Source organism: Roseivivax isoporae LMG 25204, from assembly GCF_000521865.1.
GTDB lineage: Bacteria > Pseudomonadota > Alphaproteobacteria > Rhodobacterales > Rhodobacteraceae > Roseivivax > Roseivivax isoporae.
This window is the reverse complement of record NZ_JAME01000024.1, coordinates 50,161-63,066: the sequence shown is the minus strand read 5'-3', so window position 1 is coordinate 63,066 and position 12,906 is coordinate 50,161. Positions and strand designations below refer to the sequence as shown.

At 68.9% G+C, this 12,906-nt stretch carries 12 protein-coding genes; 6 read left to right on the top strand and 6 right to left on the bottom strand.

The genetic code is table 11. The features are described 5' to 3' along the window. Positions 1 to 8 precede the first annotated feature (8 nt). The gene (locus RISW2_RS15345; RefSeq protein ID WP_043772891.1) at positions 9 to 347 is read right to left on the bottom strand and encodes an STAS domain-containing protein; all 339 of its coding nucleotides are present in this window, start codon (positions 345 to 347) and stop codon (positions 9 to 11) included. Positions 348 to 440: 93 nt separating this feature from the next. Between RISW2_RS15345 and RISW2_RS15340 the strand changes: the two genes are divergently transcribed. Beyond that, positions 441 to 1,613 carry an acetyl-CoA C-acyltransferase gene (locus RISW2_RS15340; RefSeq protein ID WP_043772889.1) on the top strand — a complete coding sequence of 391 codons (1,173 nt, stop codon included), beginning with the start codon at positions 441 to 443 and terminating at the stop codon, positions 1,611 to 1,613. Between the two features lie 36 nt (positions 1,614 to 1,649). Here RISW2_RS15340 and RISW2_RS15335 read toward each other — a convergent pair whose 3' ends face one another. Next, a complete protein-coding gene (locus RISW2_RS15335; protein WP_043772887.1) occupies positions 1,650 to 3,323 on the bottom strand; it encodes a KpsE/RkpR family capsule polysaccharide export protein in 1,674 nt (557 codons plus the stop codon). Continuing rightward, positions 3,301 to 3,960 carry an ABC transporter ATP-binding protein gene (locus tag RISW2_RS15330; RefSeq protein WP_043772885.1) on the bottom strand — a complete coding sequence of 220 codons (660 nt, stop codon included), beginning with the start codon at positions 3,958 to 3,960 and terminating at the stop codon, positions 3,301 to 3,303. Before RISW2_RS15330 ends, RISW2_RS15335 begins: the two co-directional genes overlap by 23 nt. 241 nt (positions 3,961 to 4,201) lie before the next feature. Between RISW2_RS15330 and RISW2_RS15325 the strand changes: the two genes are divergently transcribed. Then, positions 4,202 to 4,984: an MBL fold metallo-hydrolase gene (locus RISW2_RS15325; RefSeq protein ID WP_043772883.1), complete on the top strand. Its 783-nt coding sequence runs from the start codon at positions 4,202 to 4,204 to the stop codon at positions 4,982 to 4,984. A 4-nt stretch (positions 4,985 to 4,988) separates the two neighbouring features. Here the strand turns inward: RISW2_RS15325 and RISW2_RS15320 are convergent, their stop codons facing one another. Genes RISW2_RS15320 through RISW2_RS15310 form a run of 3 tightly spaced genes read right to left on the bottom strand, consistent with a single transcriptional unit; the run spans position 4,989 to position 7,983 of the window. Further along, a complete protein-coding gene (locus RISW2_RS15320) occupies positions 4,989 to 5,630 on the bottom strand; it encodes a GntR family transcriptional regulator (RefSeq protein ID WP_043772881.1) in 642 nt (213 codons plus the stop codon). Continuing rightward, a complete protein-coding gene (argE, locus tag RISW2_RS15315) occupies positions 5,627 to 6,781 on the bottom strand; it encodes an acetylornithine deacetylase (protein ID WP_043772879.1) in 1,155 nt (384 codons plus the stop codon). Before argE ends, RISW2_RS15320 begins: the two co-directional genes overlap by 4 nt. Positions 6,782 to 6,786: 5 nt before the next feature. Next, a complete protein-coding gene (locus tag RISW2_RS15310) occupies positions 6,787 to 7,983 on the bottom strand; it encodes a M24 family metallopeptidase (RefSeq protein WP_043772877.1) in 1,197 nt (398 codons plus the stop codon). 443 nt (positions 7,984 to 8,426) lie between these two features. Between RISW2_RS15310 and RISW2_RS15305 the strand changes: the two genes are divergently transcribed. From RISW2_RS15305 to RISW2_RS15290, 4 genes are all read left to right on the top strand, one after another. Then, a complete protein-coding gene (locus RISW2_RS15305) occupies positions 8,427 to 9,527 on the top strand; it encodes an ABC transporter ATP-binding protein (RefSeq protein ID WP_043772875.1) in 1,101 nt (366 codons plus the stop codon). A gap of 123 nt (positions 9,528 to 9,650) precedes the next feature. Beyond that, positions 9,651 to 10,763: an extracellular solute-binding protein gene (locus tag RISW2_RS15300; protein WP_043772873.1), complete on the top strand. Its 1,113-nt coding sequence runs from the start codon at positions 9,651 to 9,653 to the stop codon at positions 10,761 to 10,763. An 87-nt stretch (positions 10,764 to 10,850) separates the two neighbouring features. Further along, positions 10,851 to 11,138, top strand: a complete 288-nt coding sequence (locus RISW2_RS15295) for a DUF1330 domain-containing protein (protein ID WP_043772871.1) — start codon at positions 10,851 to 10,853, stop codon at positions 11,136 to 11,138. A 4-nt stretch (positions 11,139 to 11,142) separates the two neighbouring features. Continuing rightward, positions 11,143 to 12,864 (top strand): ABC transporter permease, encoded by a 1,722-nt coding sequence (locus RISW2_RS15290; RefSeq protein ID WP_084615430.1) that lies wholly within the window; start codon positions 11,143 to 11,145, stop codon positions 12,862 to 12,864. Positions 12,865 to 12,906: the final 42 nt, after the last annotated feature.

Sequence of the window (12,906 nt, the reverse complement as noted above, 5' to 3'; positions counted from 1 at the left end):
GGCCGGGTTCAGGACCGCCCGGCGGCCAGGGCGCCGCCGAGATCGCCGTGGATGTCGAACACGGTGTCCATGCGGGTCATGTGGAACACCTTGTGCACCGCGGGCGTCAGCGCCACCAGCGCGAGCGTCTGGTCCGGGCGCAGCTGCTTCATCGAGGCGACGACCGCGCCGAGCCCGCTCGAATCGATGAAATCGACGCGGGCGAGGTCCAGCAGCACGCGGTCCGGTCCCGACGCCGTCAGCCGCCGCATGGCGTCCTTGAACTGGATGGCGCTCGCCGCGTCGATGCGCGTCTCCGGGACGCGGATAACCAGGGCATCCGCGTGCGATTCGGTGTCGAGGTTCACGGACGGGCCTCCGGACGTTGAAAACCGCACCAGACTGGACGCGAAACCTTTCCATTCGGTATGCAGGCATGGGGCGGCTGGGAGGAGGACGTCATGGACGAGATCGTGGTCACGGGCGCGAAGCGCACCGCCATGGGCGGCTTCCAGGGCGCGCTCGCGCCTCTCGCCGCGGCGGAACTCGGCGGTGCGGCGATCCGCGCGGCGCTGGCCGAGGCCGCGGGCGCCGCGCCCGAGGAGGTGCTGATGGGCTGCGTCCTGCCCGCGGGGCAGGGGCAGGCTCCGGCGCGGCAGGCGGGCTTTTCGGCGGGCCTCGGCGAGGCGGTGCCGGCGACGACACTCAACAAGATGTGCGGGTCGGGCATGAAGGCCGCGATGCTGGCCTTCGACCGGCTCGCCACCGGGCAGGCCGATTGCCTCGTGGCGGGCGGAATGGAGAGCATGACGAACGCGCCCTACCTCCTGGCCAAGATGCGCGGCGGCGCGCGGCTCGGGCATGCGCAGGCGATCGACCACATGTTCCTCGACGGGCTCGAGGATGCCTACGACAAGGGCCGGCTGATGGGCACCTTCGCCGAGGATTGCGCCGAGGCGTTCCAGTTCACCCGGGAGGCGCAGGACGATTACGCGCTGGGTTCGCTGACCCGCGCGCGCGCCGCGCAGGACAGCGGGGCCTTCGGCGCCGAGATCGCGGCGGTGGAGGTGCCGGCGCGGGGCGGCGCGGTCACCGTCGGCGCGGACGAGCAGCCGGGGCTCGCGCGGCCCGAGAAGATCCCGCAGCTGAAGCCCGCCTTCCGCAAGGACGGGACGGTGACGCCGGCCAATTCCTCGTCGATCTCGGACGGTGCGGCGGCGCTGGTGCTGGAACGCCGGGCCTGCGCCGAAGCTGCCGGGCGCAGGCCGCGGGCCCGCATTCTCGGGCATGCGACGCACGCGCAGGCGCCGGGGCTGTTCACCACCGCGCCGGTGCCGGCCGCGCGCAAGGTGCTGGAGCGCGCGGGCTGGAGCGTGGGCGACGTGGACCTGTGGGAGGTGAACGAGGCCTTCGCCGTGGTGCCCATGGCGTTCATGCGCGAGATGGGCCTGCCGCGCGACGTGGTGAACGTGAACGGCGGGGCCTGCGCGCTCGGCCACCCGATCGGGGCGTCCGGTGCGCGCATCCTCGTCACGCTGATCCACGCGCTCGAGGCGCGTGGCCTGCGCCGGGGGGTCGCCGCCATCTGCATCGGCGGCGGCGAGGGCACCGCCATGGCGGTGGAACTGGTCTGAGGGCACCACGGCGGGGGCGCGCCCCCGCACGCCCGGTCAGGACGAGACCTGTTCGCGCAGGATCGACGCGGTGAGCGAGATCATCAGGTAGATGCCCGAGAAGATCAGGAAGGCCAGCGCCGTGTTCTCGAACTTGCGCGGATAGCTCGGATCCTCGGACGCGAGCGGCACGACCGAGGTGGTGAGGTAGCGCGCCTGGGCATCGGCGTCGCGCCGCGCGGTCTCGAGCCGTTCGAGCGCCGCCTGCAGCATCATGTCGCGCGTCAGCACGTCGGCCTCGGCCAGCTGCACCTCGGCCGCGATGTCGGCCAGCGAGGAGCCGTCGTCGGCCGCCTGCGTCATGCGCGTGTTGAGGTCGGCGAGCAGCGCCTCGAGGCGGCGCACGTCTGCCTCGGCGCCGTCCACGCGGCTCTCGTTCGGGCGGGCATTGTCGAGCAGTGCCTGCAGCTGCAGCCGCTTTTCCTGCAGCTGGATCTCGAAAGTGTTGATCTGGCCGCGCAGCGCCGCGATCCGGCCCTCGGGGTCGAGCAGCGCGCTTTCCTGCTGCAGCCGCACGAGCCGGGCCTGCGCCGCGCGCCGCGCGGCCTCGGCGTCCTCGAGTCCCTGCTCGGCGTCGAGCACGGCGTTCGACCGCTTGCGCAGCGACAGGTTGTCGACGCGTTCCTCGGCGTAGGAGATGAGCGCGCGGCTGAACTCGGCGGCGACCTCGGGATCGGCGGCCGTCACTTCCATCTTGATGACGCCCTCGGTCGGATCGTAGCCGATCTCGACGTTGCGCTGGTAGGTGCCGTAGGCGTCCTCGTTCGAGGCGTCGGGCTCGAGCCGCTGGATCGGGTCGATGAAGCCCTGCGAGAAGTGCGTCTTGAATCCCTCGTCGCGGTCGAGCCGCAGCATGGCGTCCTTGGACGCCAGGTAGGACTGGACCGCGATGGCGTCCTGGTTGGTGGCGAACTGCGTGCCGGACAGGAGCCCGCCCATGCCGCCGCCCCCGCCGCCGTCGTTCGTCAGGATCAGGAACTGCGACTTCGTCGAATAGAGCGGCGTCGCCACGGCGAAGAAGTAGTAGCCCGCAACGGCCGTCGGCAGGAACACGAAGAAGGCGAGCCGGGTGAAAAGGAGCGCGAGCTTGCGCCGCCGCCGGCGGGCGAGGTCGCGCTGGATCTTCTCGATCTCGGCGGCGCGGCGGTCGGCCGGCGTCGGGCCCTTGTGCAGCTCGGTCGAGGGCACGCCCGGGCGGGGCGGCATGGTCTGCGGCAGCTGCACGCGCCCGTCGCCGTCGCCGTCTGCGGGCCGGGGCGCGAGTGCGCCGCCGAAACCGCCGCCGTCCGTGTCGGCCCCGGTGGCGGGCGCGGGGGCCTTGGGATCGCGCGTCACCACCAGTTCGAGCGTGTTGCCGAGCTTGAACGGGTCGATGCCGCGCAGCCGCAGCAGCCGCACCGCGTCGAAGTCCGAAGTGGGTGCGAGGCCGTGCTTCTGCGCGATGCGGCGGGCCATGCGCAGCTGGCGGCCGGTCAGGCCCTCCTGCCGGATCGCCTGGATGTCGGTCTCGCCCGCACCCTCGGGGGCCGGGTGCGTCGGCGCGTCGCGCGCGGGCGCCGGCGTCGCGGGTGACGGGGGCGCCTCGCTGGCGGCGCGGGTCTCCTGCGGCGGCGTCTCCGCGCTGGCGGAACGGCGGATGCGGAACTTCCTAGCCCTGAGTTTCATAGTCATAGAGCCGCTTCGCCTCTTCCAGAGAATCGAACATGTGCAACTTGCCGTCCATCAGAACGGCCGCCCGGCGCGCGAACTTTTCCAGCACCTGCGGCTGGTGGCTCACGATGATGATGGTGGTGGTCCGCAGCCGTTCGGCGAGGATGTCGCCGGCGCGGCGGTTGAACTCCACGTCCGTCGAGTTGGGCATCCCCTCGTCGATGAGGTAGATGTCGAAATCGAGCGCCAGCATGAGCGCGAAGGTGAAGCGCGCGCGCATGCCCGAGGAATAGACGCCGATCGGCTGGTCGAAATATTCGCCGAGCCCGCAGAGCCAGCGGCAGAACGCCTCGACGTAATCGGGATCGAGGCCGTAGAGCCGCGCGATGTAGCGGGCGTTCTCCTGCGCCGAGACCTTGGAGATCACCCCGCCCATGAACCCGAGCGGGAAGGAGACGCGGCAGCCGCGGCGGATCTCGCCCTCGTCGGGCTTCTCGAGGCCCGCCATCATCTTGATCAGGGTGGTCTTGCCGGTGCCGTTGGGGGCGAGGATGCCGAAGCTCTCGCCGAGGTCCACGCGGAAGGACACGCGGTCGAGGATCACCTTGCGACGGGATCCGGTCCAGAAGGACTTGCTGACCTGGTCGAACTCCAACATCCGGCGACTCTGGTACTCGGGCACTCGTTCCTGTCGGCCGTCATGCACGCAACGGCGACGGAAGGACAGCTATTGCCCAATTCTGGCGCGAGTATGTCCTGTTCCGGAAACAAAGGACACCGCGACGTGCGGCTGTCGCGGCGGCGCGGGTGATTGAAGCGGTCGCCCGCCGACCTAGCTCTGCCCCGCAGGACGGGCCGGCCCCGCCGCCCGCGATCCGCCAGCGACAGACGGAGATTCCATGACCCAGACCCGACGCACCTTCCTTGCCACCGCGAGCGCCGCGGCCGGCGTGACCGCGATCCTGCCCTTCGCCGCGCTGGCGCAGGAAGGGGCCAACAACAGCTTCGAGACCCCGGGCGGCACGATCACCGTGCATCCCGTCAGCCACGCCTCCTTTGTCATGGAGACCCCCGCGGGCGTCATCCACGTGGACCCGGTCGGCGGTGCCGAGGCCTATGGCGACCTGCCGGCGCCCGACCTCATCCTCATCACGCACGAGCACGGCGACCATTACGAGGTCGACACGCTGACCGCGCTCATGGGCGAGAACACCCACCTGATCGTGAACCCGGCGGTGGCGGACATGCTGCCGGAAGAGCTGTCGGGGGCCGAATCCATCGGCAACGGCGACACGACCGATTGGGAAGGCGTCGGCATCGAGGCGATCCCCGCCTACAACACCACCGAGGGGCGGCAGGATTTCCACCCCGAGGGGCGCGACAACGGCTACGTTCTGAGCTTCGAGGGCTTCCGCGTCTACATCTCGGGCGACACCGAGGACACGCCCGAGGTGCGCGCGCTCGAGAACATCGACCTCGCGTTCGTCTGCATGAACCTGCCCTTCACCATGGATGCCACGCAGGCGGCGGCGGCGGTCAACGCCTTCTCGCCGACCTATGTCTATCCCTACCATTTCCGCGGCCGCGACGGCGGCACGCAGGACCCGCAGGAATTCGCCTCGATGGTCGAGGGAGCCGAGGTGCTGACGCCCGACTGGTACCCGGACAACCCCGAGCTCTGAGGCTTCAGGCGGCGGCGAGACGCTGGTAGGACATGGAGATGTGCGCGCGGCGGATCAGCGCTGCCGCGCGCGGATCGCGTGCCTCGAGCGCGGTTGCGACCTGCCTCATCTCGTCGTGGAAGAACGCGGCCTCCTGCGCGAGGTCGAGCGCGGGAATGGTCTGGAGCCAGATCCGCGCGGTGCGGTAGTAGAGCCGCTCCGACATCTCGGCCAGCGCGGCATTGCCGCAAAGCCCCAGGCCGAAATCGAAGAACGCCATGTTGAGCGTCGCGAAGTCGCGCGGCGCGGGCGCCGCGGCGAGCGCCGCGCCGCGCTGGACGAAGTCCTGCGCCTCGGTCACCACCCGTTCGGTGATGGGCAGCGGCGAGAGCCAGCCTGCGAGCTGCGCGAGTTCCATCCGCAGCTCGTAGACCTGGCCGAGCTCGCGCGCGTCCACGTCGGTGACGATGGTGCCGACGCCGTGGCGCGCGGCCACCAGTCCCTCGTCGGCGAGCCGGGCGAGCACCCGGCGCACCGGCGTGCGCGAGACGCCGAATTCCGCCGCGAGCGCCTCTTCGCCGAGCTTGGCGCCGGGCGGGTAGTCGAGCAGGCAGATGCGGCTTCGGATTTCCTGGTAGAGCCGGAGATGCCGCTCCTCGGCGGTCATGAGGCGAGGTTCCGCCGCAACCCTTCGAGCATGGTCAGGCATTCGGTCAGCTGCGGCCGCGAGACGTATTCGTCGGGCTTGTGCGCCTGGGCGATCGATCCCGGCCCGCAGACCACCACGGACATGCCGAGTTCCTGGAAGAGGCCCGCCTCGGTGCCGAAGGGCACCACGTCGGCGGAGTTGCCCCCCGTCAGCTGCGCGACCAGCGCGCGGGCCATGTTGTCCTCCATCGGCTCGAGGCCCACGACCTCGCCGATGGTCTCGACGGTGATGTCGGCTCGGGGCGACACGGCGCGCATGGCCGGCAGGAGCTCGTTCGCCACGTAGGCGGCGAGCGCCTCCTTCACGAAATCCGCGTCGCCGTACTGGACCGGGCGCATCTCCCACTCGACCTCGGCGCGGCCGGGGATGACGTTGTGCGCCACGCCGCCCGCGAGCTTGCCGACATTGACCGTGGTCCAGGGCGGGTCGAAGCGGCTGTCGCGGGGCGCGCGCTGCTTCAGCTCCTCCGCCAGTTCCATCAGGCGGGTGACGTAGCGGACCGCGTAGACCACGGCGTTCACGCCCCGGTCGGGGTGCGAGCCGTGCCCCTCGAGCCCGTGGAACCGCGCGGTATATTCGCAGCAGCCCTTGTGCCCCTCGATGATGCGCATCTCGGTCGGCTCGCCCACGATGGCCACGGAGGGCAGGACCTCGCGGTCCCTGAGGAGAGGGACCAGCGCCTGCGCGCCGAGGCATCCCACCTCCTCGTCATGGGTGAAGCAGAAATGCACCGGGCGACGCAGGTGGGTGGCGGCAAAGCCCGGCGCCATGGCGATGGCCGCGGCGATGAAGCCCTTCATGTCGCAGGTGCCGCGCCCGAGCAGCAGGTCGCCGCGTTCGGCGAGCGCCCAGGGGTCGGTGGACCAGTCCTGGTCGGCCACCGGCACCACGTCGGAATGGCCGGACAGCAGGACGCCGCCCGGGATCTCCGGCCCGATCGTGCCCCAGAGGTTCGCCTTGGTCCCGGTCGCGTCGCGCAGGATCTCGACCCGCGCGCCGGCATCCTCGAGCCGGTTCGCCATGTGCTCGATCAGCGCGACATTGCTGTCGGCCGACACGGAGGGATGCGCGACGAGGCCCCTGAGGACGTGTTCGGTCTCGTGCAGCACGGGCGTCACTCCTTGACGAACATCTTGCGCGGGCGGTGGCAGAAGGTCTCGGCCGGGCCGTCTTCCTTGATGAGGATGGACTCGGTGATCTCGAGGCCCCAGTCCGACATCCAGAGGCCGGGCATGAAGTGGAAGGTCATGCCGGGCTCGAGCACGGTCTCGTCCTCGGAGCGCAGCGAGATGGTGCGCTCGCCCCAGTCGGGCGGGTAGCTGAGGCCGATCGGGTACCCGCAGCGCGCGCCGCGTTCGATGCCTGCGGATTCGAGCGGCGCGGCGAGCGCGTTGGCGATGTCGCAGGCGCGGTTGCCGGCGCGCGCGGCCTCGAGCCCGGCCTCGAGCCCCTCGACCAGCGCGGCCTCGGCGCGGCGGAAGATGTCCGAGGGCTCGCCGAGGAAGATCGTGCGGCAGAACGGCACGTGGTAGCGCCGGTAACAGCCCGAGATCTCGAAGAAGGTGGCTTCGCCCTGGTTGAAGGGGCGGCCGTCCCAGGTCAGGTGCGGCGCGGCGGCGTCCGATCCCGAGGGCAGCAGCGGCACGATCGCGGCATAGTCGCCCCAGTGCCCGTCCGCCCCGGTCAGCGCGTCGCGGTAGACCTCTGCCACGACCTCGTTCTTGGCCACGCCGGGCTCGACCCGCTCGACCAGCCCGTCGATGATCTTTTCCGAGATCTTCGCGGCGCGGCGCATGAATACCAGTTCCTCGTCGGACTTGATCGCGCGCTGCCAGTTCACGAGCGCGGTCGCGTCGATCAGCGTGGAATCGGGCAGTTCGCGCGCCAGCGTCGCGTAAGCCTTGGCCGAGAAGTAGTAGTTGTCCATCTCGACGCCGATGCGCGCCTTCTCGAGCCCCATGCCCACGAGGCGGCTCGCGAGGTCTTCCATCGGGTGGCGCTCGGTCGACTGCACGTAGTTGTCGGCGTAGCCGATCACCCGGTCGTCGCCCATCCAGACGGTGCGCACGGCGCCGTTCGAGTCCTGGTTGCGGCCCCACCACACGGGGTCGGCGTCGGGCAGGACGATCACGCCCTGATGGACGTAGAACGACCAGCCGTCGTAGCCGGTGAGCCACGCCATGTTGGACGGGTCGGTGACGAACAGGACCTCGATTCCCGCGCGGTCCATCGCCGTGCGCGTCTTGTCCAGACGCCGCGTGTACTCCGCTTCGGTGAAGGGCAGGTCCTTAGAAAACCGGTGATACACCATGCGCGCACCTTTCCTCCAATTGCGAACCGCATGGGACCCTCCTCGGTTATTGTGTACATCTTCACCCCAAGAAAAACGACATCCGGGGTCGCATTTGCATTTCGCGCCCATTTTTTTCGCATCATGGGCGGGTCCGGGCGCGGGATGCCGGCATGTTGTGTACATCACGGCCACACGAAGACGTGGGCGACCGTGATGGCGGCGATGCACGCCTGACGCGAGGCGGGCCGGGGTGGCTCGCGCTGCCTGCAGTCGAATCGTCCGTGCGGCCCCGATCGGGTGACGCTTTTGGCTGTGAAACGCCGCTTTTCTGCACAGACTTCCCGGATGCGGGCCGCAGAATGTCTGCGCCCGCCGAGACAGTTGCATCTGGCCACACCACGCGGTTTTATCGGGGGCAACGCGAGCGGAGGAAATCCGCCGTCAACACAGGGAGCCAGAAAGTGGCGCAAACGGCTGAGAACGATGCGTTCGTCGCATTCGAACGCGTGCAGAAAAGCTATGACGGCGAGTCGCTGGTCGTTAAGGACCTCAATCTCGCCATGCCAAAGGGCGAATTCCTGACGATGCTCGGCCCCTCGGGGTCCGGAAAGACCACCTGCCTGATGATGCTGGCGGGGTTCGAGACCGCGACCCACGGCGAGATCAAGCTGGATGGCCGGCCGATCAACAACATCCCGCCCCACAAACGCGGCATCGGCATGGTGTTCCAGAACTACGCGCTGTTCCCGCACATGTCGGTGGCCGAGAACCTGTCGTTCCCGCTCGAAGTGCGGAAGATGCCGAAGGCCGAGCGCGAGAAGAAGGTGCAGCGCGCCCTCGAGATGGTGCAGATGGGCCAGTTCGGCGGGCGGCGCCCGGCGCAGCTGTCGGGCGGCCAGCAGCAGCGGATCGCGCTTGCCCGCGCGCTGGTCTTCGAGGCCGAGCTCGTGCTGATGGACGAGCCGCTCGGCGCGCTCGACAAGCAGCTGCGCGAGCACATGCAGTTCGAGATCAAGCGGATCGCCGACGAGCTCGGGATCACCGTGGTCTACGTGACGCACGACCAGACCGAGGCGCTGACCATGTCGGACCGCGTGGCAGTGTTCGACGACGGGCGCATCCAGCAGCTGGCGCCGCCCGACGAGCTCTACGAGGCGCCGCAGAACAGCTTCGTCGCGCAGTTCATCGGCGAGAACAACACGCTCGAGGGCGTGGTCGAGGAGATCGGCGGCAACCGCTGCACGGTGAAGCTCGACAACGGCAACGTGATCGATGCGATGCCCGTCAACGTGGCGCGCAAGGGCGAGCGCACGCGGGTGTCGATCCGCCCGGAGCGGGTGGAGTTCAATCCCGATCTCGGTCCCGAGGCGCATACGCTCGACGCGCAGGTCCGGGAATTCATCTACATGGGCGACGTGTTCCGCACGCGGCTCTCGGTCGCGGGGAACGACGAGTTCATCGTGAAGACCCGAAACCGCGCCGACCAGGTGCGCTTCGCGCCGGGTGAGACGGTCAAGATCGGCTGGAAGGCCGAGGACTGCCGCGCGCTCGACGCGAGCTAGGGTCGCATTCGCGCCGTCTTTGCGCATCTCGAATGCCTGCGCGGCGGCGCGCACCACAGGGTCCGGCGTTTCACCCGTAACGTGGACCCCCTCAATTCAAACGGGTGCTTTAGGGAGTAAGGCATGAACATCTCCAAGACGCTTCTCGCCACCACTGTGCTGACGGTCGCCGGGGGCGGCGTGGCCGCACAGGACATGGCCGACAGCATGACCCTGGTGAGCTGGGGCGGCGCCTACCAGAACAGCCAGGTCAAGGCCTATGTCGAGCCGTACCTCGAGGCGAACTCGGACGTCTCGGTCACCTGGGACGAAAGCTCGCCCGAGGCGGTCGCCAAGCTGCGCGCGATGGCCGAAGCCAACAACATCACGTGGGATCTCGTGGACGTGACGGCGGCCGACGCCATGCGCCTCTGCGACGAGGGTCTCGCGATGGAAGTGGACCACGACGACATCCTCGCGGCGGCGCCGGACGGCACCGAGGCCAGCGACGATTTCGGCGACATGATCGTGTCCGACTGCTTCATCCCGCAGATCGCCTACTCGATCACCAACGCCTACCGCACCGACGTCGAGGAGTGGAACGGCGCGACCCCCACCGACATCTGCGCGCTCTTCGACACCGAGACCTTCCCGGGTCAGCGCACGCTCGAGCGTCGCCCGATCAACAACATGGAATGGGCGCTGATGTGCGATGGCGTGCCGTTCGAGGAGATCTACGAGGTCCTCGAGACCGAAGAGGGCCAGGACCGCGCGCTCGCCAAGCTCGACACGATCAAGGACCAGACGATCTGGTGGTCGTCGGCGGCCGAGAGCATCCAGACGCTTGCGGACGGCGAGGCCGTGATCGGCTCGTCCTACAACGGTCGCTTCTTCTCGGCGATCGCCGAGCAGGACCAGCCGCTCGCCATGCTCTGGGACGCGCAGGTCTACGACATCGACGGCTGGGTGATCCCGGCGGGCCTGCCCGACGACCGGCTGAACCGCGTGCTCGACTTCCTCTACTTCGCGACCGACACGCAGCGCCTCGCCGACCAGGCGAAGTACATCTCCTACGGCCCGGCCCGGCAGAGCTCGGCGCCGCTCGTCTCGACCCATGCCGAACTCGGCATCGAGATGGCGCCGCACATGCCGACCAACCCGGAGAACAGCCAGAACTCGTTCGTGCAGAACTACGAGTGGTGGGCGGACTACCGCGACGACATCGACGCGAAGTTCCAGTCCTGGCTCGCGCAGTAAGCGGGTGAACCGGGGTCCGGGGCGGCATCGCGCGCCCCGGACCTTTCCACAAGCGGCCGCGGCGCGCGGACTGAAGGGAAGAGGCCCATGCCCAAGGGCTACATCATCGCCCACATCTCGGTTCGCGATCCCGAAGGGTACCGCGAATACGTCGAACGCGACACGCCGATCCTCGAAGGACATGGCGGGCGCTTCGTGGTCCGCGGCGGCACGTCCGAGACGGTCGAGGGCGAGAGCCTCGATCGGCACGTGGTGATCGAGTTTCCGGACTACGAGACCGCGCGGCGCGCCTATCACGATCCGGCCTACCAGGAGGTCGCCGAGATCCGGCGCCGGACGGCCACCAGCAGCATCGTCCTCGTAGAAGGGACCTGAGACCATGAGCGACGCGACCAACGACAGCACGGTCGGCGCCCCCGCCCGGGCGGACGACCCGCAGGCGCAGAAACGCGCGGACCAGAACGTCTCGAAATCGGGACAGATGCTGGCCGCCGACGGCACGCCGCTCAAGAGATCGCTGGCGCGCGCGTTGCGCCGGCAGAAGCTGCGGGCGCTGATGCTGATCGCGCCGCTCCTGATCTTCGTGCTGCTGACCTTCATCGCGCCGATCGCGGACATGCTGTTCCGCTCGGTCGAGAACGAGATCGTGCCCGAGACGCTGCCGCGGACGGTCGAGCTTCTGGGCAGCTGGGACCACGAGTCGGACGAGGCGCCGGGCGGGGAGGTCTTCGAGGCCTTCTATTACGACATGGCGCTGGCGGCGCAGCTCAAGAACCACACCCGGCTCGGCACACGCCTCAATTACGAGACGACGGGCATCTCGTCGCTGTTCCGGCAATCGGGCCGCGACATCGAGGACATCGGCGACGTCTACCTCGACCAGTTCGAGGATCTGAACGAGGCCTGGGAAGAACCCGCCACCTGGATCGCGCTCATGGGCGACCCGGACTGGCGCGCGGGCTACACCGAGTGGTTCGACGACGGCCAGGAGGGCGCGCCGCCGGGCTTCCGCCCGTCCGAGGCGGCGGAGGAGATGCTGCCGCGCACCACCGCGGTCTACCAGAACTTCGCCACCTTCACCGCCGGCGCACGCCGGGATTCGCTGGCCGAGGACGAGCCCTGGCCGGTGGCCTACACGGCTCTCTACCAGGACCTGATGGCGACGCCCGCGGCGGCCGACGCCTTCGACGGCGACACGGCTGCGCTCCTGCGGGAGGCGGCCGGGGCGCTGTCGGACTTCGAGACCGTCGATTTCCGCAGCTACTTCATCGACGAGATCGACGAGGACTGGGGCGACCCGAATGTCTGGGCGACGATCCAGACGTTCTCTGGGCCGGTCACGTCCGGATACTTCCTGAACGCCGTCGACATGCGGCAGACGGCGGACGGTGCTGCCATGCAGCCCGAGGACCAGCAGATCTACGGCCTGCTGTTCAAGCGGACGCTGTTCATGTCGCTGACGATCATGGGCTGCTGCATCCTGCTCGCCTACCCGGTCGCGTACCTTCTGGCGAACCTGCCGATGCGGACCGCGAACCTGTTGATGATCCTCGTGCTCCTGCCGTTCTGGACGTCGCTGTTGGTGCGGACGAGCGCGTGGAAGGTGATGCTGCAGCAGCAGGGTGTGATCAACGACGTGCTCGTCTGGCTGGGGCTCATCGGCGACGGCAGCCGGCTCGTGATGATCAACAACCAGTTCGGCACGATCGTCGCCATGACGCACATCCTGCTGCCGTTCATGATCCTGCCGATGTACTCGGTGATGTCGACGATCCCGCCCTCCTACGTGCGCGCCGCGAAGTCGCTTGGCGCGACCAACTGGACGGCGTTCTGGCGGGTCTACTTCCCGCAATCGGTGCCGGGCATCGGCGCGGGGTCGATCCTCGTCTTCATCCTCGCCATCGGCTACTACATCACGCCCGAGATCGTCGGCGGCACCACCGGCACGTTCATCTCGAACCGGATCGCCTACCACATCTCGTCCTCGCTGAACTGGGGGCTCGCGGCGGCGCTGGGCACGATCCTGCTCGCGGTCGTGCTGATCCTCTACTGGGCCTACGACAAGATCGTCGGCATCGACAACGTGAAGCTGGGGGGCTGAGGACATGTCGACATCGGACGTCGTCATCACCGAGACGCGGAC

Excerpts from the sequence above, each read along its gene's own strand:
- RISW2_RS15340 (WP_043772889.1), top strand. The coding sequence starts at position 441 with ATGGACGAGATCGTGGTCACGGGCGCGAAGCGCACCGCCATGGGCGGC.
- RISW2_RS15335 (WP_043772887.1), bottom strand. The coding sequence starts at position 3,323 with ATGACTATGAAACTCAGGGCTAGGAAGTTCCGCATCCGCCGTTCCGCC.
- RISW2_RS15330 (WP_043772885.1), bottom strand. The coding sequence starts at position 3,960 with ATGTTGGAGTTCGACCAGGTCAGCAAGTCCTTCTGGACCGGATCCCGT.
- RISW2_RS15325 (WP_043772883.1), top strand. The coding sequence starts at position 4,202 with ATGACCCAGACCCGACGCACCTTCCTTGCCACCGCGAGCGCCGCGGCC.
- RISW2_RS15320 (WP_043772881.1), bottom strand. The coding sequence starts at position 5,630 with ATGACCGCCGAGGAGCGGCATCTCCGGCTCTACCAGGAAATCCGAAGC.
- RISW2_RS15310 (WP_043772877.1), bottom strand. The coding sequence starts at position 7,983 with ATGGTGTATCACCGGTTTTCTAAGGACCTGCCCTTCACCGAAGCGGAG.
- RISW2_RS15300 (WP_043772873.1), top strand. The coding sequence starts at position 9,651 with ATGAACATCTCCAAGACGCTTCTCGCCACCACTGTGCTGACGGTCGCC.
- RISW2_RS15295 (WP_043772871.1), top strand. The coding sequence starts at position 10,851 with ATGCCCAAGGGCTACATCATCGCCCACATCTCGGTTCGCGATCCCGAA.
- RISW2_RS15290 (WP_084615430.1), top strand. The coding sequence starts at position 11,143 with ATGAGCGACGCGACCAACGACAGCACGGTCGGCGCCCCCGCCCGGGCG.